16 protein-coding genes, 1 tRNA gene and 5 pseudogenes are annotated in these 20,654 nt (G+C 63.7%); 5 read left to right on the top strand and 17 right to left on the bottom strand.

The annotated features are described in order from the left end of the window. Nucleotides 1-78: 78 nt before the first annotated feature. Nucleotides 79-465, bottom strand: coding sequence for a phosphoribulokinase/uridine kinase (locus WT16_RS35255; RefSeq protein WP_082743895.1), 387 nt, complete (start codon nucleotides 463-465; stop codon nucleotides 79-81). On the opposite strand from WT16_RS35255, the pseudogene WT16_RS34060 reads away from it, so the two are divergent. Next, nucleotides 451-639, top strand: a pseudogene (locus WT16_RS34060) (IS3 family transposase); the annotation flags it as partial. The gene WT16_RS35255 and the pseudogene WT16_RS34060 sit on opposite strands and share 15 nt — an antisense overlap. Nucleotides 640-679: 40 nt before the next feature. Here WT16_RS34060 and WT16_RS32960 read toward each other — a convergent pair. After that, a complete protein-coding gene (locus tag WT16_RS32960) occupies nucleotides 680-1,927 on the bottom strand; it encodes an alpha/beta fold hydrolase (protein WP_082743893.1) in 1,248 nt (415 codons plus the stop codon). A gap of 92 nt (nucleotides 1,928-2,019) precedes the next feature. On the opposite strand from WT16_RS32960, the pseudogene WT16_RS35250 reads away from it, so the two are divergent. Beyond that, nucleotides 2,020-2,159 (top strand): annotated as a pseudogene (locus WT16_RS35250) (IS6 family transposase); the annotation flags it as partial. A 131-nt stretch (nucleotides 2,160-2,290) separates the two neighbouring features. Here the strand turns inward: WT16_RS35250 and ampC are convergent. From ampC to WT16_RS26630, 6 genes and pseudogenes are all read right to left on the bottom strand, one after another. Continuing rightward, nucleotides 2,291-3,463: a class C beta-lactamase gene (gene ampC, locus WT16_RS26655; RefSeq protein WP_063534590.1), complete on the bottom strand. Its 1,173-nt coding sequence runs from the start codon at nucleotides 3,461-3,463 to the stop codon at nucleotides 2,291-2,293. 265 nt (nucleotides 3,464-3,728) lie between these two features. Continuing rightward, nucleotides 3,729-3,951 (bottom strand): annotated as a pseudogene (locus WT16_RS32950) (transposase); the annotation flags it as partial. A gap of 4 nt (nucleotides 3,952-3,955) precedes the next feature. After that, on the bottom strand, nucleotides 3,956-4,276 hold the full coding sequence (locus WT16_RS35245; protein WP_269447552.1) for a GNAT family N-acetyltransferase: 321 nt from the start codon (nucleotides 4,274-4,276) through the stop codon (nucleotides 3,956-3,958). Between the two features lie 94 nt (nucleotides 4,277-4,370). Further along, complete coding sequence (locus tag WT16_RS32940) at nucleotides 4,371-5,951, bottom strand: IS66 family transposase (protein WP_082875012.1); 1,581 nt, start codon at nucleotides 5,949-5,951, stop codon at nucleotides 4,371-4,373. Between the two features lie 31 nt (nucleotides 5,952-5,982). Beyond that, nucleotides 5,983-6,333, bottom strand: coding sequence for an IS66 family insertion sequence element accessory protein TnpB (gene tnpB / locus WT16_RS26635; RefSeq protein WP_061083813.1), 351 nt, complete (start codon nucleotides 6,331-6,333; stop codon nucleotides 5,983-5,985). Continuing rightward, complete coding sequence (locus WT16_RS26630; protein ID WP_059933741.1) at nucleotides 6,309-6,761, bottom strand: transposase; 453 nt, start codon at nucleotides 6,759-6,761, stop codon at nucleotides 6,309-6,311. The genes tnpB and WT16_RS26630 overlap by 25 nt, the downstream gene beginning before the upstream one ends. A 74-nt stretch (nucleotides 6,762-6,835) precedes the next feature. Here WT16_RS26630 and WT16_RS26625 point away from each other — a divergent pair, with 74 nt between their 5' ends. Then, nucleotides 6,836-7,627, top strand: coding sequence for a tyrosine-type recombinase/integrase (locus WT16_RS26625; protein WP_231892113.1), 792 nt, complete (start codon nucleotides 6,836-6,838; stop codon nucleotides 7,625-7,627). 137 nt (nucleotides 7,628-7,764) lie between these two features. Beyond that, nucleotides 7,765-8,097 (top strand): annotated as a pseudogene (locus WT16_RS34055) (transposase); the annotation flags it as partial. Here WT16_RS34055 and WT16_RS26620 read toward each other — a convergent pair. Together WT16_RS26620 and WT16_RS26615 are read right to left on the bottom strand one after the other, a co-directional pair. Continuing rightward, complete coding sequence (locus WT16_RS26620; protein WP_231892112.1) at nucleotides 8,098-10,053, bottom strand: recombinase family protein; 1,956 nt, start codon at nucleotides 10,051-10,053, stop codon at nucleotides 8,098-8,100. A 109-nt stretch (nucleotides 10,054-10,162) separates the two neighbouring features. Next, entirely contained in the window at nucleotides 10,163-10,366 is a 204-nt protein-coding gene (locus WT16_RS26615; protein ID WP_063534587.1) for a hypothetical protein, read from the bottom strand. Between the two features lie 312 nt (nucleotides 10,367-10,678). Here WT16_RS26615 and WT16_RS32930 point away from each other — a divergent pair. After that, nucleotides 10,679-10,918: pseudogene (locus WT16_RS32930) on the top strand (transposase domain-containing protein); the annotation flags it as partial. Nucleotides 10,919-11,292: 374 nt separating this feature from the next. Here the strand turns inward: WT16_RS32930 and WT16_RS34045 are convergent. The 7 genes from WT16_RS34045 to fdnG form a co-directional block, all read right to left on the bottom strand. Next, nucleotides 11,293-11,385: transfer RNA gene (locus tag WT16_RS34045), tRNA-Sec, on the bottom strand. Between the two features lie 100 nt (nucleotides 11,386-11,485). Further along, entirely contained in the window at nucleotides 11,486-13,411 is a 1,926-nt protein-coding gene (selB, locus tag WT16_RS26605; RefSeq protein WP_063534977.1) for a selenocysteine-specific translation elongation factor, read from the bottom strand. After that, nucleotides 13,408-14,850 (bottom strand): L-seryl-tRNA(Sec) selenium transferase, encoded by a 1,443-nt coding sequence (selA, locus tag WT16_RS26600; RefSeq protein WP_063534586.1) that lies wholly within the window; start codon nucleotides 14,848-14,850, stop codon nucleotides 13,408-13,410. Before selA ends, selB begins: the two co-directional genes overlap by 4 nt. Further along, the gene (gene fdhE, locus WT16_RS26595; RefSeq protein WP_006028675.1) at nucleotides 14,847-15,806 is read right to left on the bottom strand and encodes a formate dehydrogenase accessory protein FdhE; all 960 of its coding nucleotides are present in this window, start codon (nucleotides 15,804-15,806) and stop codon (nucleotides 14,847-14,849) included. The genes selA and fdhE overlap by 4 nt, the downstream gene beginning before the upstream one ends. Before the next feature lie 174 nt (nucleotides 15,807-15,980). Continuing rightward, nucleotides 15,981-16,607: a formate dehydrogenase subunit gamma gene (locus tag WT16_RS26590; protein WP_063534585.1), complete on the bottom strand. Its 627-nt coding sequence runs from the start codon at nucleotides 16,605-16,607 to the stop codon at nucleotides 15,981-15,983. Continuing rightward, nucleotides 16,604-17,518 (bottom strand): formate dehydrogenase subunit beta, encoded by a 915-nt coding sequence (fdxH, locus tag WT16_RS26585; RefSeq protein WP_006028673.1) that lies wholly within the window; start codon nucleotides 17,516-17,518, stop codon nucleotides 16,604-16,606. The genes WT16_RS26590 and fdxH overlap by 4 nt, the downstream gene beginning before the upstream one ends. A 10-nt stretch (nucleotides 17,519-17,528) precedes the next feature. Beyond that, nucleotides 17,529-20,600: a formate dehydrogenase-N subunit alpha gene (gene fdnG, locus WT16_RS26580; protein ID WP_156521505.1), complete on the bottom strand. Its 3,072-nt coding sequence runs from the start codon at nucleotides 20,598-20,600 to the stop codon at nucleotides 17,529-17,531. Nucleotides 20,601-20,654: the final 54 nt, after the last annotated feature.

Raw genomic sequence — 20,654 nt, 5'->3', positions numbered from 1 at the left:
ATCGTGTCCACGATCGGCGACTGCGGACACGATCCCCCGTGATCTATACGGACTCCGACACGCCAACACCATCATGCCTCACGTGCGCGCGACTGAGGAAACGGCCCAGCCGAGCCGCTTACCGTCGAACTGCTCGACAAGGTCCTTGATGCGGTAGCCGTGGCGAGTCAGCGTCGGCTCGAGATCGTCAAGCTGCCGCGACAGCATCGATTCGACGAGCGCAGCCGACACAGGCTTCTCGCCGGTCCGGTATCCGGCCTCGAACGCGAGCGTCAGATGGAGCTGGATCTGTAACGGTGTGCGTAGCTTCGTTGCCAGCAGGTCGATCGCGTCCTCCGTAAGGAGCGACTCGACATCGGTGCCATCGGCTGCGCACGCGCCTATCAGCCAATGCAGGTATTCGCGCTGGCTGCCAGTGATGCCATCGAGCGAGAAGATGTCGGTGCGGTAGCCGATCTCTTCCATCGTCGCGCCCCGTGGAAAACAAGGGAATCCGTCGAACTGGCAACGCTGGAATGGGTCGCCTGGTACAACCATCATCGGCGGATGGAACCTCTCGGCTATATCCCGCCCGCTGAGGCTGAAGCAAACTACTACAGGCAACTCAGCAATGCCGCTGAAGTGCCTGCATTAACTTAAACCAACCGGCCTCCACGATTCCCGGTGCGGTTCAAGGCGACTACTCGTTGATTTGTTGCGACCGCTTAGTCGGTTTCGCCAAAGCGCAATTCCCCAGTATTGTTTCTCCGGAGAACGCCTTTCGGACAAAAACCGTCGAATCTGGCGTCGATCCAAGCAACGCACCAGAGTGATCAAGGTTGGGATATAAATGATATTCGACCCTATTTCCTGTTGCGCAAGCTCGTTTGACTAGTGCGATCTGGCCTGGAACGGAAACAGCGCGATCCTTGCCGCCGGTTCCAAAGAAAATCGGAATGTTGGTCTTGATTTCAGGATAGGCGCCCAGATCAAATAGTGTGGAAAACACGTCCTTGGGGTTCTTCTTGAAGCTCCTGTCAAAGGTCGCCTTTGTCCGAGCAATTTCGTTTTGGAGATCAAGCACACAATGATTTTCGGCGAACTTGAAGATATTGAGCCCCTGTTCATTTAGGTAGTCTTCCGGGCGAAACGGAGGGTCCAGGAGTCTAGCCGTCTGCAGCTGATAGAGATCGAAGGCAAAGGCGGGATCAACTTTCTTGGGCGAGGTCGCCAGCGAGTCAACGGAGGAACCTTCGGTTGAGTCCCAGAGATAGTCTGGTGTGCCGGTTGCGACGATTCCAACGATATCGAGGTTCGGCGCGTACGACGCTGCGTACAACGCGCTCGCGAAGGCTGCACGCGCGCCTTGGGATTGACCAACGATTACTGTCTTGTTCGAAATGTTAAAGCCGCGTTCAGCTACCGCCCGAACTCCGTCGAGCACACTGTACGCTAGCGAACGAGTTCCTGCGTACGGATGCGGCCCTACGGTTCCGAGTCCCTGATAGTCGGTTGCGACGATCGCGTACCCCCTATTCAGCCAATGGTCCAAGTAGTCGCGATCCCGACGACTGCGGCCTGCGTACGATGGCGCACAAATGTCTGCGGTACCTACGGTGCCGTGAGCCCAGGCGATCAGCGGCCATCCGCCCGGAGGCGGATGGCCCTTTGGGAGATACAGCGCGCCAGACACCACGATTGGCGTGTGACCATCAACGCCGTTGGTCGAAGTATAGAGAAGGCGGACGTTCTCGCCGGCCTCGGAAAGGCTTTGCTCAGCCGTCAGCCACTCGGTCCGCAACAGTTGACCGGGCACAGCGGGGACATCGCCGCTCCATCTATAGAATGCCGAGATGCTGCCGACAGGTGCGAATTCGCCGGCACGGGACGCTGCAGGGTTCAGAAATATTGTTGCGACGAGGATATGGCAAATCTTTGGAATTCTCATCCTATTTTTCTCAAATTGAGTTGGCACCGTTCGAGCAAATCGCTCACATCTCACACCGCCCCGCATTCAATCTCTCCAAGTTAACAATGCCCATGAGAGGGTTCCGGCATCCCGAGCGCGCGGGTCTTTCCTGTCATGCTTCGGGCCGATCCGGCAACACTTCGCGCTCAGGCGCCATCGGCTGCGCGCATCGCTCGATCGCAAACAGCTTGCAGCGCGATTTGATACGTGGGCCACTTTTCACCGGCATCACCCAAGATCTGTCAGTTGCTTTCTGAGCAGGGGGAGCTTGCCGATCTCTCGTCTCGCAGGCGACTATTTGGTAGCGCCGCGCAACGATTGAGGTCCTTGCTGCTCCCCAGATCACTGCGCACCATCGACCAGCGACGCGAAGATGCGATACGTGGCCACTATCCGCTCGTCATTAGGAATGTTTTTATTGACGAGGATGACGATCCCCAGTTGCCTCTCGGGCACGAAAGCAACGTAGGCACTGAAGCCGTTCGTTGCGCCTGTCTTATTGATCCAGACGTCTTGGCGGGGTTTTTGCGGCGGATTCAGCGCGACCACCGGCGTTGCTTCGAAGACCATCTTGGCCGAATTCCCCTCCAGCAAGGCTTTCAGTTTGGTAGGGTACGGGTACTGCTCCCAAATCAGATCCTGAGTCATCGGCCCTGCCTGGAAGTAGCCGGTATGCGTATCGGTGATCGCCTGCTGGAGCGTGTCGTCAAGGTGGACAAGCGCCATGTTGGCCCGCACGAAGCGGAGCATATCCTCCACCGTTGATTTGACGCCGTAGGCTTCCGCCGACAGCATGCCGCGTGCCACCCGGATCGGCGCGCCTTCCTTAGTGTGGCCCTGTGCGTAGTTTCCCATTTGAGATTCAGGCACGTTGATGAATGTGTTCTTCATCCCGAGCGAAGGGAACAGCCACTGTTCCATCAGCGCCGTGAAATCCCGGCCCATGCTTTTCGCGGTGATCATGCCGAGCATTCCAATGCTCGGATTGGCATAGGTCCGGTACGCTCCAGCCGTGTAAGCGGGCTGCCATTCCTTGAAATACTGCATCAGCTGATCGTCATTGCGGATCCACTCTGGCACCTGCAAGGGAAATCCACCTGACGTATGCGTGCCAAGATTGAGGAGTTCCACTTTGCCCAGCCGGCTACCCCGCATCGCAGGCAGGTACTGGCTCGTTGGGGCCGACAAGGACAGCTTGCCACTCGCCTGCGCGTACGACGCAAGCGTCGCGGTCAAGGTCTTGCTCACGGACCCGAGTTCAAACAAGGTGTCGCGCGTAATAGGCGCATACGTTTCGATCGATGACACGCCAAAATTGAACACGTGTGGTTCACCCTTGACGATGATGCCGACTGCCATCCCGGGCACGTCGTATTTAGCCATCACCGGCTGGATGGCCTCGCTCACCACTTGTCTGAGTTTGTCCTGCGAGCTGTCGGAGGCGTGACAGGAGGTCGAAACGACGCTCATGGAGAACGCAGCCGTCATCATCAGACTACGGGTATTGAACTTCATATCCTTGAATCCTTCGTTTCTGTTGGTTGATCGTGAGACGCACGTGCTCGTGCCGAATGGCCGCATTGAGAGGGCCGGAAAGAACGAACGATAATCCCAGCAACCTTGATCTGACGAGGCAAAACCTGTTCATGCTCAAATCCTCATGAGGCTGATGGCAGGGGGTGGTTGATCTCTCTGCAGCATGATCAGCGTGCCATCAAAATGTAATATAAATGTAAGGAGAACTGTCCGTTTACAACATAGGGGTTTTCATCAATCTAGGCTTCGTCTTCTTCTTGCCCGGCGCGAGCAACGGGATCGGCGTGTCGTCCGCGTGCAGCTTGGACGGTGCCATCGTGTAGCAGCGCAACGCCTCGCACTGGCTGCCCCAGCGACCCGTGCTGGCCGGGTCGAGCTTCACGCAGTCAGCCGCGCGCGGCAATCTGCGACTGCCGGTACAACGGAGTATGGTCAGCGTATTTCGGTAAGCGATCAGACAAAGACGCCCCTCTATAAATGGAGCTTCTTGGAGAGTCGCTGGCCGTCCCTCAAGAAACCATGTCGCTCATAGAAGTGGTGAGCAGCCGGTCGGTGATCGCCGCTTGTCACTTCCAACTTTACACACCCGGCCTGCCTAAACCAGTGTTCTGCAGCGCCAATCAGTGCGCTACCAACTCCGTTTCCCCGATATCGCTCGTCGACGACCATGCTAGTTATGCGCCCGAGATTGCCCGCCGCGTGGAAGAGCGGTAGTGCGTGGAGGCTAATACTACCGATAACTTCTTCTCGCATGGACGCCACAATGATTTTGTCTACCAGGCTCGGAAGCATCGCTTCAACTTTCTCAAGGACTAGCGCTGGAGTTGTCTGGTAGCCGAGTTGCTGCAGCAAGAATGCGGTTGTTGCGTGATCCGATGGTCGCGATTCACGGATGAGAATGTCCGATGACGTCATCGCCTACAGTGCTCCAAGGTAAAAGATCTTCGTAGTCGCTGAGAGTTGTTGCCTTCGGTAACGCCCTAAACAGCGAGACCAGATAGCGATACGGATCAACACCGTTCGCCTTGCACGTCTCGACGAGGGAGTACAGGTTAGCACTGGCCTGCGCGCCGGCGACAGTATCGGAGAACAACCAGCCCTTGCGGCCGACGACGAATGGCCGGATCGCGTTCTCGCACAGGTTGTTCGAGATCGGCCAGTTTCCGTTCTCGACGTAGCGGACCAGCTTGGGCCATTGCCCGCTCATGTATTGCAGCGCCTTGCCAAGCAGACTCGACGGCACAACGCTTGGCAGATGCTCGACCAGTATGCGCTCGATGACGGTGAGCACGCGAGCGCTGTACCGGGCGCGCAGTCGCTGCCGGCGTTCAGCCTTCCACTTCGCGCTGCGCGCCTCGGCCGCAAACAGCTTGCCGATCAGCATCACGAAGCGCGTGGCTAGCAGATCAGGCGAGCGTGCAGCCTTCGGCGCCGACTCCTCGGCCTTGATGAAGCCGCGACGAACGTGTGCCCAGCATCCGAGATGCACGAGCTGGTGATCGTGGGCGATGCCGTTATAGAGTTCGTACCCGTCAGTCATCAGCACGGTGCCGGGTTGCACGCCGACATAGAGCTTCTGCGCATGCTGGGCACCGCGCCCCGGCGAGTACGAGAACATCCGTACCGGTGGCCCTGAGCCGTTGACCTGCGCCCATAGGTAGCTCTTCGCCTGCGGCCTTCGTCCCGGTTCTTTCAGCACTTGGAACGTGGTTTCGTCGCCGTATATCAGGTCTGATTCGAGCAGCGCGTCGCGCATCAGGTTAATCACCGGCTGCGTGGCTAGTCCCACCCGCACCACACTGGCGGCCAGCGTGTTCGACGAGATATCGCCGCCGAAGCGACGCAGCAGTGTGGCCTGACGATACAGCGGCATGCCGTACTGGTACTTGCCAGTGATGATCCACGCCAGCGCGGATTCCGTGAGCAGCCCGCGCGGGACGATGCGCGCCGGTGCGGGCGTGACCTTAATGCCGAGGTCACAGCACGGGCACGCGTACTTGACCCGCTGGTGCTGAACGACACGCACCCGCTCGGGAATCACGTCAAGCTGTTCGCTCGTCTCGACACCGATCTCCACGAGGGCATGGCCGTCGTGCGCGCAGAATCGTTCAGACTCCGGCAATTCGTGCCGCACGACCTCGCGGGGCAGGTTCGGATCGAGTGGTTTGCGCCCGCGTTTTCCTCGCGCGTGGGCGGCGACTAACGTACCGGGCACGTCCTCGCGCGCGGGCGCGTCGGTAGCCGTCGCCAGTGCCTCGGCTTCGTTGAACAGGCCCAGCTGGTCGACATGGCGCGCTTCGCTTGAGGCGCCGAACAATTCGTGCTTGTAGGCTCGCAGCTTCTCTTCGGCCAGATCGCGCTGAGCCGTCACGAGCCGAAGCTCACCGCGCAGCGCATCGCGTTCGACGCTCGCGGCAATCAGCGCCTCGTACTCCTCGGCGCTCAAAATGACGGGATTGTTCGGCATGGCCGATTAGACCATGTCACCCGCGTGGTGTTCAGCTCATCCGCGCGTAATATCGCTGGGGATGCTTATGGATCACGGCCAAGTCGATGCCGTCGAGCAGCCAGTGCAACTGCTCGGCGCTGAGCATGATCGTGTCGCCTCCGTTCGGCCAGATGAAGCGGTCAGCTTCGAGGCGCTTGAGTAGCAACCGGAAGCCGTTGCCGCCCCAGCCAAGAATCTTGATGCGATCGCGACGGCGATTGCCGAAGACGAACAGCGCTGAGGTCATCGGGTTCAGTCGCATCGCCTGTTCGACCAAGATCGACAGCCCGTTGATGCCCATGCGGAAGTCGACCGGATCGCGATGCAGGTAGACCTTCAGCCCTTCGTCGAACCGGAACACGGCAGCCTCCCGAGCATCTGGATCAGCGTCGTGATCTCCTCAAGCCCCGCTTCGCCCAGCTTCAATTCCACCCCGTTGGGCAGGCGCACGTTCAGCGAGAGCGACAGCTTTGCTTCGGGGGTAACGGGCTGCGCCGCCGCCGCGACGACCGGGATAAATGCCGGTGACGAGGCAGGCATATCGATCACATCGTTGTCTGCTGGCTCCGTCGGCAAATTTGCCGTCTTCTGGCTGCGCTGATAGCGCGTCACCCAACTGCGCAGCAGATTCGGGTTGATTCCGTACTCCATCGCCGTGCGCGCTATCGACACGCCCGGCTGAAGGCATTGCCGGATCAATTCCTCCCGCGCCGCTTCGTCGTACTCGCGGCGACCGTCTCGTTTCTGGCCGATCACCAGCCGCTCATGCAAATCCTGTTTATCGTTCATTGACTCTGATGCCATGTGTCCACGTGGACACGTAGCATCTGTGAGTCACGTGACCGATGCTAGGGCGTCGGTAAATGATCGCTTACCTTCGAGCAGCACTCACGTGGCAAGCGCTACTTGCGATGAGCCGATCGCCGTCGCTCGGCCTGTTCGCTCATGTGCAGTCGTACTTCACCGAGTATCTGCCACGGCAACGAGGCGCCAGCGTTCATACCATCCGCGCCTACCGGGATGCGCTGACGTTGCTGTTCAAGTTCGTCTCCGAGCAGAGCGGCCGCGGTGTTGCCTCTTTGCAGCGCGATTACACGTTGCTGCTGTTCCTATACAACTGTGGTGCTCGGGTCAGCGAAGCTGCGGGCCTTCGGTGGGACGACCTGCAATTGACTGCACCAAGGCAGGTGCGCCTGCGTGGCAAGGGTAAAAAGGAACGTCTATTGCCGTTGTGGCCCGAGACGGCCAACGCATTGCACCGACTTCGCGGCATGTCACGCGACGCCGACGGGCAGTGCGTGTTCGTCAATCGGCACGGGCAACCCTTGACGCGCGACGGCATCGCCTACATCCTCACCAAGTACGCGACCGCGGCGGCTCAGGACAATCCCGCGCTGATGCGAAAGCACATCACCCCGCACGTCCTGCGCCACAGTTGCGCTGTCGCGTTGCTGCAGTCCGGAACCGACGTGACGGTGATCCGCGATTACTTGGGTCATACCAGCGTCGCAACGACAGGTCGTTACATCACGATCAACCTGCAGATGAAGCGCGACGCCATGCAGGCGTTCTGGAAAAAGGCCTGCATTGAGCCGGTGAACGCAAAGTCATGGAAGCCAAAGGGCGACCTGCTCGCGTTCCTACAGTCCTTGTGAGCGCGCTCAACTTTATGTGGAGTTCGAACCCCGGAGACGTCGCTCGCACGTTGGCGAAAGCTTGTTCTCTCCCGGATAAAACCGAGCTCGGGATAATGCGCCTTATGCCGAGCTCGGCATAAGGCGCATGCGAGACGGTACACGACGTTCACGACCGCACGCCTACCGACGCGACCGGACAGGTACTCGAATTGATCGGCGAACTCTACGGCATCGAGGCGGACATCCGCGGCAAACCCGCCGCTGAACGGCTGCGCGTGCGGCAGGAGAAAAGCATGCCCCTGCTCGCGACCATCAAGACGTGGATGACGGACAAGCTCGCGATGCTGTCGAAGAAATCCGACCTTGCCAAGGCGATCCGTTACTCGCTCAATCAGCGGGATGCGCTCGTGCTGTATTGCCAAGAGGGGCGTGCCGAGATCAGCAATGCCCTGGCCGAAAACGCACTGCGCTGTGTGAGGACTGGGCGTTCATTGTGCACCTCCTTCCGAAACCTCGGTAAACATTGGGAGTTGCCCTTCAACGCCGTTGCGACACGGGCGATGTTTGCGAGTCAGCGCCGCCGTAACAGCTTCACTGCGCAGATCGCTTGCGCGAATCTGCCACGGGGCATCCGGCATTACCTGCTCGGCAGGCAGAACCTTATCGTTGATTAGACGCCGGATTATGTAGTGGGTAACGCCAAGCGCTTTCGCCGCCTCGGACATCGTCAACCAGTCACCATCCTTCTCAGCCGACTTGTACGCATAGATATCGCGCACTCGCCGTACGGAGCTGACGCGATGCGCAGTCCAGGTCTTGCCTTGGCCCGTGCGTATTCCCATCCGGTTTAGTGATGCGGCAATATCCTGATCAGACCATCGGGTTGCCATGCTGCGGATGACTGCGAGCGCTTCGTCGGACGTGCTGCATCCGTGCTCGCCGGTCTTGGGCTTGCGGATCCGCACCTGCGAGTGCTGACCGCCTTGCCAGTGAATCGTGAGAATGACTTCACGCGTTGACTCGTCCACGTCTGCGACTATATCGACGATCAGCGCCCGAACCACCTGCTGGCGCATGCGCATGGTGACGCCCGGAGCATTCCAGGCGGCATCGAGGTCCTCGGCGAGCTTCGTAAAGTCAGGAGCAGCGATAGGTGCCGCCGGTGTGCGTGCAGTCTCCAGGCGCGCCTGGCAGGCCAGTACGCAACGCAACGCTGCTTCCCAATTCTTCTCCAACTGCGCGGCGATCAGACGGTTATCGGGATCGCAGGCGACGTAGCGTCGCTCTGCCAGCGTGGCTTCGTACTGAGCCTGCTGCAGTTCAAGTTCGATGATCCGACGCTGCTCGCTCAGGGTATCCATAAGCATCTGCTCGGCCTGCAAGGCTGCCTCTATCGCCATTGGCTCCACGACACGCATTAGTTCTCTCGCGATCGCGGCGTCTATGCGAGAGCCGCCGAAGCTCATGCATTTCGGTGGCAGGTCAAAGCGATAGCATCGGTAGACCGGTCGCGGTGTGCGTCCAGTATAGGCTACCGACAGGCGACGTCCGCAGCGCGCGCATCCAAGCAGACCTGCCAGTAGGGCTCGCCCGCCACGCCCTGATTTTACGTCGCCTGCCTTGCCGTAGGCGTTGGCGGCGAGCAGCTTCTGGTTGCGCTCGAATTCTGCCCAGTCGATGTAGCCTTCGTGGTGCTCCTTGAGCAGAACCTCCCACTCCTCGAACGGCTTGCGGTGCTTGTAGCTCTTGTGTGCACGGCCATCAACGATGGTCGTCTGCTTCCCGCTCTTACCATAAGCGTAGGCTCCGGCATAGAACGGATTCCTGAGCACCGAGATCACGTTACGGTAGCGTATCAGCGTCCAGTCGAAGTGCGTCAGGGTCCTGCCATCGGTCGGGCGTGGGAAGTGGACTTGTTCGGCCCGTAACGACAGGAAGGCCTGCCGTGCGCTACCCAGTTCGCGAAAGCGAGTAAAGATCAGGCGTATCACTTCCTGTAGCCGTTGATTGGGATCAAGACCCAGGCCGACATCACGATGCCAGAGGTAGCCGATCGGTACGCTGATGCGCAATTCACCGCGCTGAGCCTTGGCACACGCGGCATCCAGCATGCGCGTTCGAAGCACGTTGAGCGCGAATTCGCTAATGCGGCCCTTCATGCCGAGCAGCAGCCGGTCGTTCGGCCGGCAGGGATCGTACACGCCATCAAGGTCGATGACCCGCGCCTCGACGAGACCACACAGTTCGAGCAGATGGTGCCAGTCGCGCCCGTTACGGGCAAGACGTGATGCATCCAGGCAAAGGACAGCGCCGACTTCACCGGCACAGAGCAATGCCACCAGGCGCTCAAAGCCGGGCCGGGCCACCGTTCCGCTCGCCGATCGACCCAGATCATCGTCGATGACCTCGATATCGCGAAACCCGCACCGCTTTGCTTCTCCCACGAGCTCGTACTGGCGACGCTAGCTCTCGAGGTTCATCTGGACCTGGGCCTGCGTTGACTGACGGACATAAACTACCGCCTTGCGCTGGAGAAGGGGCGCCGGCAAACGATCAGCGCTCGTCATCGTCACGCTCCTTCCTGGTGGTTACGCCGGCGGCTTGGATCAGCAGGCTTGCAAGATGTGCGATTACCTTTGCGCGCTGCGCCGCGTTCATTCCCTGAAGCTCGGCGTTGTTGAACACCATGCTCATCTGGCGCGGCGTCACCGCCGGCGATTGCGGTCGTGCTGGAACATCCCTTGGCAGCTGGCCCATTGCGTTTCTCCCGGACGATGTTGAAACCGTCCGGCGAGTTTGCTCGCAAGCGCCGATCAACAAGCAGCCTATGCAGGGCGCACAGCACCGCCACGGTAACTCTCGGCTCGCCGAGCTCCATGGCTGAACACACGGCCCGATCGAGCATCCACGCTGCCACCACCTTGACTACGCCAGGGCCGGCGTCGACATGCACCACGCGGCCGCCGCTGCGATTCTCGACGTCTCGAACCTTGACGCGGCGACCATACAGCGGATGCCAACGATAATGGACTTCAACTTTTTGCCCGATATGGGCAGAATGAACACGAGCTTGCTCTGGGTCGCAAGAACTTCTTGTTCGCCGGCTCCGATAGCGGGGGCGAACGGGCTGCCGCGATGTACAGTCTGATCGGCACGTGCCAGCTCAACGGCATCAACCCGCGCGCCTACCTCGAATACGTCCTGACCCATATCGCTGATCACCCCATCAACCGTATCGACGAACTGCTACCCTGGAACCTGGCCAGGAAACTGCAAGAGCAGTCTTGCCCACCGGCCTACACAGGCTGATTGCCAGAGCGCGAAAACCAGATCGCCCGATACCTGATCATGCATCATGCGCGCACCGTATTGCGAACGGCCTTCGCGAGGTGCTTACAACGCGCACCACTATCCGCGATCAGCATGTAGAGGCCACCGCCATCCGCGTAATGATCCGGCGCTACTTCTTTCGCGACTCGCAGAGCGCTGAGTCGATGCAACTGTCGTCCGGCCATGTTGCCCTCCCTACCCACAAACCCACATCGCTACCCATACTTCGCGAGGAAATTGTGCGGGACGTCAACGGTAGTCGCAAGCACGCTGTTACCCATAAACCGCTTTAAAATCAGCGATCTAGATGGCATCAACAGAAGAGATAGGAATAGCCTGGAAGACCCATTGGGCGGAAGGCAGCCGGAGTCGAACCGACCTGGCGCGGGCTGACCGCACCAACTGGGTTTGAAGCCCAGCCGCACCACCGGATACGAATGCCTTCCTGCGAGAACGGGAACGGAAGCGGGAGCCGATATAAAAAAGCATGCCGCCCCGTCAAGAACCGTAGAGAACCGCAGCGAACTACACGAGCCCGAACCCGGACTACTGCGAACCGATCAGCAACCGGCTATCGGCGCGCAACCAGTGAAGATCGCGGTGGAAGCGAGTATACCCAACGCGATCGAAGAACTCGAGAATTTGAATCGCGCGCTTGCGGCCGAGGCCCGTCGCGTCGCGAAACGTCGCCGCATCGAGCGCGCCGCCGTGCTCGCTCGCGAGTCGCGCGATCAATTGCGCAAGTTCCGCGATCACGTCGCGGTGATAGAACAGGTCCCGCACGACCTGATGCACGTCGCCGCGCCGCGCGAGCTTGCGCAGCAGCGCGCGCGCCGCGTCCTCCGCCGCGCCCACCGCCGCCGCATGATCGCGCACCCACGGCGGATCGTAGCGGCCCGCCGCGACGAGCGGCAGCAAGCGCCCGGCCAACGCCTCCTCGCGCGCATCGAAGCTCACCGCGTGCGACGGCAGATGCAGCCACGGGCCGCTGCGCACGATCGCGCCTTCGGCGATCAGCGCATCGGTCAACGCACGCCACAACGCGTCGTCCGCGAGCGGCGCCGCGATCCGGCGCAGCCGCGCGACATCCGGCCCCTGCTCGTCCGGCGAGCGCTGATGAAACGTCGCGAGCGCGTCGAGCACGCGTGCGCGCAACGCGTCCCAATGCCCGCGCGCGACAACGCGCGCTTCGTCCGCATGCCTGCCCGGCGCGGCGACGTTCACTGCATCGGCCGGCAACGCCCATGCATCCGCCGGCAAGCCCGTCAGGTGCATCAGCGTCGCGCGCGTGATGCCGAGCGGCGCTTCGTCGAGCAGCGCATCGAGGCGGCCTTCGTCGAGCCAGAGCGCGAGCGCGTCGAGCCATGCGCGCCGCGCGCTCGTGCGCCGCTTGCGCGCGGGGCCGAACGGATCGAGCACGCGCCCGCCGCCCACCGTGCGCGTCGCCTGCGCGTTGCGCACGATGAAGCGGTCGCCCGGCACCGCGAACACCGGCTCCGTGAAATTCAATTGCGCGCGCGCGCGCTGGCCGGCCCCGAGCGTATCGCCCTCGAGCAGCGCAACGTGCGCAACCCTGTGCAGCGTGCCGAGATGCACGTGCAGCGGCGTCCAATGCGAGATCGTCACGTCGGCGTCCGCCGTCAGCGTCAGCTCGACGTCGATGCGCGGCGAAAGCGTCGCGAGCCGCGGATCGACGATCGCGTCGCCGCGCGCGAGCGCCGCCTTGTCGATGCCCGCGAGATTCAGCGCGCAGCGCTCGCCAGCATGGCCGACGTCGGTCGCGCGGTTCTGCGCATGGACGCCGCGCACCCGCACCGGTTCGCCCGTGCGCGCGACGGCGAGCGTATCGCCCGTGCGCACGCGCCCCGCGAACGCGGTGCCCGTCACGACGGTGCCTTGCCCCGCGAGCGTGAACACGCGATCGACCGCGAGCCGGAACAAGCCGTCGTCGCGCCGCGCACGCCACGCGAGCGCCGTGTCGCGCAAGTACGCGTTCAATGCGGCGACGCCCGCATCGTCCGGCTCGGTCGCGCGCGTCTCGAAAACCGGCGCATCGGCGAGCGGCGACGTCGCGAGCCATGCGCGGATCTCGTCGCACACTTGCGCGATGCGCGCAGCGTCGACGCGATCGCATTTCGTCAGCGCGACCGCGCCGTGCGCGAGCCCGAGCAGTTGCAGAATCGCGAAATGCTCGCGCGTCTGCGGCATCACGCCGTCGTCGGCGGCGATCACGACGAGCGCGAAATCGATCCCGCACGCGCCCGCCGCCATCGTATGGACGAGCTTCTCGTGGCCGGGCACGTCGACGAAGCCGAGCACGTCGCCGTTCGGCAGCGGCGTGTACGCGTAGCCGAGCTCGATCGAGATCCCGCGCGCCTTCTCTTCCTTCAGCCGATCGGTGTCGACGCCCGTCAGCGCGCGCACGAGCGTCGTCTTGCCGTGATCGATGTGGCCCGCGGTTCCGACGATCATGCGCGCGTATCCGTCGGCGCTTGCGCGCATTGCGCGACGAATGCCGCTTCGTCGTCCGCTTCGAGGCAGCGCAGATCGAGCCGCAGCGCGTCGTCGGCGATGCGGCCGAGCACCGGGCGCGGCCAGCCGCGCAGGCGCTTCTCGAGCTGCGCGAGCGCGCGGCCGCTGCGCTTGCCGTCGCTCGCGCGCACGACGAGGCCGCAGCTCGGCAACTGATCGACGGGCAGCGCGCCGCTGCCGATCTGGCTGAACATCGGCTCGACGTCGACCGCGAACGCCGCGCCGATCGCGCGTTGCAGCGCCGGCCGAACGCGCCCGGCCGTCGCCGCGATGTCCGCCTGCGCGCGCGTAAGCAGCCGCAACGTCGTCAACCGCTCGCGCAGGAATTCGGGCGCCTGGTACAGGCGCAGCACCGGCTCGAGCGCGGCGAGCGTCAGCTTGCCGACGCGCAGCGCGCGCTTGAGCGGATGCTGCTTGATCTTCGAGATCAGGTCGCGCCGCCCGACGACGAGGCCCGCCTGCGGGCCGCCGAGCAGCTTGTCGCCGCTGAACGTGACGAGATCCGCGCCCGCTTCGACGGTCTCGCGCACCGTCGTCTCCTTCGGCAAGCCCCAGCGCGTCAGGTCGACGAGCGTGCCGCTGCCGAGATCGACGGCGACGGGCACCCCATGCTCGCGCGCGAGCGGCGCGAGCTCCTGCAGCGTCACTTCCTTCGTGAAGCCGCTGATCGCGTAATTGCTGCAATGCACTTTCATCAGGAGCGCGGTGCGCGGCCCGATCGCTTGCGCATAGTCGCTCAGATGCGTGCGGTTCGTCGTGCCGACCTCGCGCAGCTTCGCGCCCGCGCGGCTCATGATGTCGGGAATGCGAAACGCACCGCCGATCTCGACGAGCTCGCCGCGCGACACGATCACTTCCTTCTTCGGCGCGAGCGCGGACAGCGCGAGCAGCACGGCGGCCGCATTGTTGTTGACGACGGTCGCCGCCTCCGCGCCCGTCAGCTCGCAGACGAGCGCGTCGATCAGATCGTCGCGGTCGCCGCGGCGGCCCGTCGCGAGATCGAATTCGAGATTCATCGGCTGCGTGAGCGCCTGCACGACCGCGCGCACCGCTTCGTCCGGCAGCAGCGCACGGCCAAGATTCGTGTGCAGCACGGTGCCTGTCAGGTTGAACACCGCGCGCATCGCGCCCGCCGCGCCGGCGGCGAGCCGCGCGCGCACGTCGGCGGCGATCCGCGCATCGTCGAGCGCCCCGGCCGCGGCCGGATCGCGGCGCGCGGCGTCGCGCCACGCGTCGAGCGATGCGCGCACCGCGGCGAGCGCGCGCGTGCGGCCGTATTCGTCGACGAGCGGCTTCATCTCGCCCGACGACAGCACGCGCTCGACCGACGGCACGCGCGCGAGCAGCACGTTGACTTCGTTCGCGCCCGTCCCGCTCACGTCCGCTCGTCCCCTGCCGCGTCGGCCGGCAAGTCGGGCCACAGCAGCGGATTCGGCGACGCGCGCCGGTAGCCCGCCTCGCCCATCAGCAGATCGAGCGTGAGGCTCGCGAGATCGTCCGCGAGCGGCTCGACGTCGTAGTCCTTCTCCTGATAGCCGATCTTCCGGTACGTATGGCACTCGTCGCACGATTCGGCCTTGATCGCTTCGCTGCCGCCTTCGATTCCGTGATATGCGATCCCCTTCGTCGAATCGCAGTGCGAGCACTTCGTGCGGACCATGTGCCACTCGGTCGAGCACAGCCCACACTGGAGGAAGCGGTAGCCCTGATGCTGGCCGCCGACGCGCACGATGCTCGCGACCGGCTGCGCGCCGCACACCGGGCAGAGGCCGGGCTGTTCGAGATACGGGACGTCGGCGGGCGCGATGCGGCTCGCGAGCGCGGTCCACACCACCTGCAGCGCGGCCATCAGGAACGGCGCCGACGCCGGCTCGATCTCGGCGAAGCGCTGCGCGAGAAGCGCGTCGGCCTGCGCGTCGAGCGCGGCGGGCTCGCGCAGCCGCAGCCCGTCGATCAGTTTCGCGAGCGGCGGATTCACGAGGCCCGCGCGCTCGACGCGGTCGAGCAGGCTTTGCAGCACGTCGCGCCAGCGCGGATCGCGCGCGCCGCCGAGCGCCGGCGCGAGCGGCATCGAATGGCGCTGCGCCTGCTCGATCGCCGCCTTCGCGGGCGCGTTCGGCTCGAACGTCTGCAGCAATTCGTGCTGCGCGTCGGCGGCGGCGGCCATCAGCCGCAGATAGCCCGCGATCGGGTTCAGGTCCGCGAGCTTGCGCAGCCGCGCGGCGCGCGCGGCGAACACGGCGCCGCGCTCGGGCATCCGCACGCGCGGAATGGCCGAATGGTCGAGCGATGCGATTTCGCCCGGTTCGAGAATGCGTTGGGTTGGGTCAGTCACGTGAGTGCCCTAAAAAAACAAGCGCCGAATCGTCGGCGCTTTGGGTTCCGTCCGCCGTCCGCTCGCCCGCCGCCCGCATGGGCGACTCGGCGGACGGGCGGACAAGCGGCGGGCGGCGGGCGGCGCTCGAACCGACCGAGTCCGCGCGCCGCGCCGGCTTCGTGCGATGCGACGTTACTTCACGCTCTCGCGAAACCACTTCGGATGGTGCTTTCTGGCCCAGCCGACGGTCACGGTGCCGCGCACCATCGCGCCGATCGAGCCCTTCACCCACAGCGCCGCGTAAACATGCACGACGATGCCGACGATCAACGCGAACGCCGCCGTCGCATGGACGACGGCCGCCGCGCGAATCACGCCGATCGGAAAGTAGAACGAGAAATAGCGCCGCCAGATCACGATCCCGGAGACGAGCAGCAACAGCAGACACGCCACCATCACGAAGAATAGCAGCTTCTGTCCCGCGTTATAGCGGCCGACTTCCGGCAGCTTGTCCTCGCGGTTCGCGAGCACGTCGTCCATCTGCCGCAGCCACTGGCGATCGCCCGCGTCGAGCAGGTTGTGATGCCAGTAGCGCGCGACCATCACCGCAAACGACGCGAACATCACGAGGCCGACGAACGGATGCAGGAGCCGCGTCCACTGCCCGCCGCCGAACAGCGCCGTCATCCAGAACATCGACGGATGGAACAGCGCGAGCCCGGACAGCGCGAGCAGCACGAACGAGATCGCGGTGATCCAGTGGTTCGAGCGCTCGTTCGCCGTGTAGCGGACGATCAGGTTCGGGTCGTCATGCTTCATTTCGCGTCCTCCTTGATGCGGCGCGCTTCGTCGCGGGCGGCGGCTTCCTCGTCGTCCGTCACTTCGTTCGGGCCGACGCGCGTGTAATGGAAGAAGCCGACGAGCGCGGACAGCGCGATGCCCGCCACCGCGAGCGGCTTCGCGATCCCCTTCCACAGCTTCACCATCGGGCTGATCGACGGATTGTCGGGCAGGCCGTGATACAGCGACGGCTTGTCCGCGTGATGCAGCACGTACATCACGTGCGTGCCGCCGACGCCCTGCGGATCGTACAGCCCCGCGTTCTCGAAGCCGCGCCCCTTCAGATCGGCGACGCGCTCGGCCGCGTGCCGCTTCATGTCCTCCTTCGTGCCGAACACGATCGCGCCCGTCGGGCAGGTCTTCACGCACGCGGGCTCCTGGCCGACCGCGACGCGGTCCGAGCACAGCGTGCACTTGTACGCGCGGTTGTCCTGCTTCGAGATCCGCGGGATGTTGAACGGGCAGCCGGTCACGCAGTAGCCGCAGCCGATGCAGTTCTCCTCGTGGAAATCGACGATCCCGTTGTTGTACTGCACGATCGCGCCCGGCGAAGGGCACGCCTTCAGGCAGCCCGGGTCCTCGCAGTGCATGCAGCCGTCCTTGCGGATCAGCCACTCGAGGTCGCCCGCCGGGTTCTCGTATTCGGCGAAACGCATCACCGTCCACGAGTGCTCGGTCAGGTCGGCCGGGTTGTCGTAGACGCCGACGTTCGTGCCGACTTCGTCGCGCAGGTCGTTCCACTCCATGCAGGCCGTCTGGCACGCCTTGCAGCCGATGCACTTCGATACGTCGATCAGCTTCGCGACGCTGCCCGTCGCCGGCTCGCGCGCGGTGGGCGCTGGCGTCGTGGTGGCCGAGACGCGCTTGATGTCGAGCGATTGCAATGCCATCTCTTTCCCCTTACGCCTTTTCCACTTTCACCAGGAACGACTTGAATTCCGGTGTCTGCGAGTTGCCGTCGCCGACGGACGGAGTCAGGGTGTTCGCGAGATAGCCGGGCTTCGTCAACCCCTTGAAGCCCCAATGCAACGGAATGCCGACCGTCTGCACCTTCCGGCCGTCGACCGTGAGCGGCTTGATCCGCTTCGTGACGAGCGCGACCGCGACGATGTGCCCGCGGTTCGACGACACCTTCACGCGGTCGCCGTGCGCGACGCCGACCTCCTTCGCGAGTTCCTCGCCGATCTCGACGAACTGCTCGGGCTGGATGATCGCGTTCAGCCGCGCATGCTTCGTCCAGTAGTGGAAGTGCTCGGTCAGACGATAGGTCGTCGCGACGTGCGGGAACTGGTCGACCTTGCCGAACGCCGCGCGGTCGTCCGGGAACACGCGGGCAGCCGGATTGTTCAGCGCCCGCGGGTTGTCCGGATGCAGCGGGTTCGCGGCGAGCGGCGTCTCGAACGGCTCGTAGTGCTCGGGGAACGGGCCTTCGTTCATGCCGGCGCGCGCGAAGAAGCGGGCGACGCCTTCCGGATTCATGATGAACGGCCCCATGCCGTTTTCGGGCGGCTCGTCGGCCTTGTAGTCCGGAATGTCCGCGCCTGTCCACGCGCTGCCGTTCCAGCCGATCAGCTTGCGGGTCGGGTCGAACGGCTTGCCGCTCATGTCGCACGACGCGCGGTTGTACAGAATCCGCCGGTTCGCCGGCCACGCCCACGCCCAGTTCAGCGTCTGGCCGATGCCCGTCGGGTCCGCGTTGTCGCGGCGCGCCATCTGGTTGCCCGCTTGCGTCCACGCGCCGCAGAAGATCCAGCAGCCGCTCGCGGTCGTGCCGTCGTCCTTCAGTTGCGCGAAGCCGGCGAGTTGCTCGCCCTTCTTCACGAGCGTCTTCGCCGGGTCCTTCGGGTCCGGCAGATCGGCGAGCGCGCGGCCGTTGAACTCCATCGCGAGCTCTTCGGGCGTCGGGCTTTCCGGGTTTGCGTACGGCCAGCTCAGATTGACGATCGGGTCGGGATACTTGCCGCCGTCCTTCCGGTACATGTCGCGCATCCGCAGGAAGAGCCCCGACATGATCTCGAGGTCGCTCTTCGCCTGGCCGGGCGGCTCCGCGCCCTGCCAGTGCCACTGCAGCACCCGGCCGGAATTGACGAGCGAGCCGCGCTCCTCCGCGAAGCACGACGTCGGCAGCCGGAACACCTCGGTCTGGATCTTCGACGAATCGACGTCGTTGAACTCGCCGTGATTCTTCCAGAACTCGGACGTCTCGGTCGCAAGCGGGTCCATGATCACGAGCCACTTCAGCTTCGCGAGCGCCTCGGACGTCTTGCGCTTGGACGGCGACGCCGCAAGCGGATTGAAGCCCTGGCAGATGTAGCCGTTCATCTTGCCCGCGTGCATCAGCTCGATCGTCTGCAGCAGGTCATACGGCTTGTCGAGCTTCGGCAGGTAGTCGTAGCCCCAGTTGTTCGCGGCGCTGGCCGCGTCGCCCCACCACGCCTTCATGAAGCTCACGTGGAACGCGCGGTAGTTCTTCCAGTAGCTCAGTTGGTTCGGCCGCAGCGGCTGCTGCGCGCGCTTCTGGATGTAGGCGTCGAAATCCTGCTCGGCCTGCATCGGCAGCGTCATGTAGCCCGGCAGCAGGTTCGACATCAGCCCGAGGTCGGTGAGCCCCTGGATGTTCGAGTGCCCGCGCAGCGCGTTCATCCCGCCGCCCGCGATGCCGATGTTGCCGAGCAGGAGCTGCACCATCGCGCCCGTGCGGATCATCTGCGCGCCGACCGAGTGGTGCGTCCACCCGAGCGCGTACAGCACCGTGCCGGCGCGGCCGGGCACGGCCGTCGTCGCGAGCATCTCGCACACCTTCAGGAACTTGTCCTTCGGCGTGCCGCAGATCTTCTCGACCATCTCCGGCGTGTAGCGCGCGTAGTGCTGCTTGAGCAGGTTGTACACGCAGCGCGGGTGCGCAAGCGTGTCGTCGACCTTCACGAAGCCGTCGTCGCCGCGCTCGTAGTCCCATGTCGACTTGTCCGGGTACGCGTGCTTGTCCGCGTCGTAGCCGGAATAGATGCCGTCGTCGAACGCGAAGTCCTCGCGAACGATGAACGAGAAATCCGTGTAGTGCCTGACGTACTCGTGCTGAATCTTGTCGTTCGTCAGCAGGTAGTTGATCACCCCGCCGAGGAATGCGATGTCCGTGCCGGTGCGAATCGGCGCGTAATAGTCGGCGACCGATGCGGTGCGCGTGAAGCGCGGATCGACGACGACGAGGCGCGCGTTGCGATGCGCCTTCGCTTCGGTGACCCACTTGAAACCGCACGGGTGTGCCTCGGCGGCATTGCCGCCCATCACGAGAATAACGTCCGCGTTCTTGATGTCGACCCAATGGTTCGTCATCGCGCCACGGCCAAACGTCGGGGCAAGACCTGCCACCGTCGGGCCATGTCAGACACGAGCCTGGTTGTCGAACGCGAGCATCCCCATGCTGCGCACGGTCTTGTGCGTCAGATAGCCGACCTCGTTGCTGCCCGCCGACGCGGCCAGCATGCCCGTCGTGAGCCAGCGGTTGACCTTCATGCCGTCGTCCGTCGTCTCGACGAAGTTCGCGTCGCGGTCCGCCTTCATCAGCTTCGCGATCCGGTCGAGCGCGTCGCTCCACGAGATCGGCTGCCACTTGTCGGAGCCGGCCGCGCGGTACTCGGGCTGCGTGAGGCGGCTCGGGCTATGGATGAAGTCGATGAGGCTCGCGCCCTTCGGGCACAGCGTGCCGCGGTTGACCGGGTGGTCGGGGTCGCCCTCGATGTGGATGATGCTCGACGTGGCGTTCTTCGCGCCGTCGCCGAGGCCGTACATCAGGATTCCGCAACCGACCGAGCAATATGGACAGGTGTTGCGGGTTTCGACAGTGCGCGCCAGCTTGTATTGGCGGACCTCGGCGAGCGCTTCGGCCGGCGAGAAGCCCATCAGGGCTAGGCTCGATCCGGCAAGCGTCGTCGCGGACAGCTTCAGGAACTGGCGCCGGGACAGTTGGAGCATGGTGGTCTCGGGCGGGTTGTATTGAAGGGGAAGGATTGGATTTTGCGTGGCTGG

This window comes from Burkholderia sp. MSMB1589WGS, assembly GCF_001636105.1.
Taxonomy (GTDB): domain Bacteria; phylum Pseudomonadota; class Gammaproteobacteria; order Burkholderiales; family Burkholderiaceae; genus Burkholderia; species Burkholderia humptydooensis.
Note: the sequence above shows the minus strand (reverse complement) of the source record. Positions and strands in the feature narration are given on the sequence as shown.

Coding starts and splice junctions, on each gene's coding strand:
- WT16_RS35255 (WP_082743895.1), bottom strand. CDS start 465: ATGGAAGAGATCGGCTACCGCACCGACATCTTCTCGCTCGATGGCATC.
- WT16_RS32960 (WP_082743893.1), bottom strand. CDS start 1,927: ATGAGAATTCCAAAGATTTGCCATATCCTCGTCGCAACAATATTTCTG.
- ampC (WP_063534590.1), bottom strand. CDS start 3,463: ATGAAGTTCAATACCCGTAGTCTGATGATGACGGCTGCGTTCTCCATG.
- WT16_RS35245 (WP_269447552.1), bottom strand. CDS start 4,276: ATGCTTCCGAGCCTGGTAGACAAAATCATTGTGGCGTCCATGCGAGAA.
- WT16_RS32940 (WP_082875012.1), bottom strand. CDS start 5,951: ATGCCGAACAATCCCGTCATTTTGAGCGCCGAGGAGTACGAGGCGCTG.
- WT16_RS26630 (WP_059933741.1), bottom strand. CDS start 6,761: ATGAACGATAAACAGGATTTGCATGAGCGGCTGGTGATCGGCCAGAAA.
- WT16_RS26625 (WP_231892113.1), top strand. CDS start 6,836: ATGATCGCTTACCTTCGAGCAGCACTCACGTGGCAAGCGCTACTTGCG.
- WT16_RS26615 (WP_063534587.1), bottom strand. CDS start 10,366: ATGGGCCAGCTGCCAAGGGATGTTCCAGCACGACCGCAATCGCCGGCG.
- selB (WP_063534977.1), bottom strand. CDS start 13,411: ATGATCGTCGGAACCGCGGGCCACATCGATCACGGCAAGACGACGCTC.
- WT16_RS26590 (WP_063534585.1), bottom strand. CDS start 16,607: ATGAAGCATGACGACCCGAACCTGATCGTCCGCTACACGGCGAACGAG.
- fdxH (WP_006028673.1), bottom strand. CDS start 17,518: ATGGCATTGCAATCGCTCGACATCAAGCGCGTCTCGGCCACCACGACG.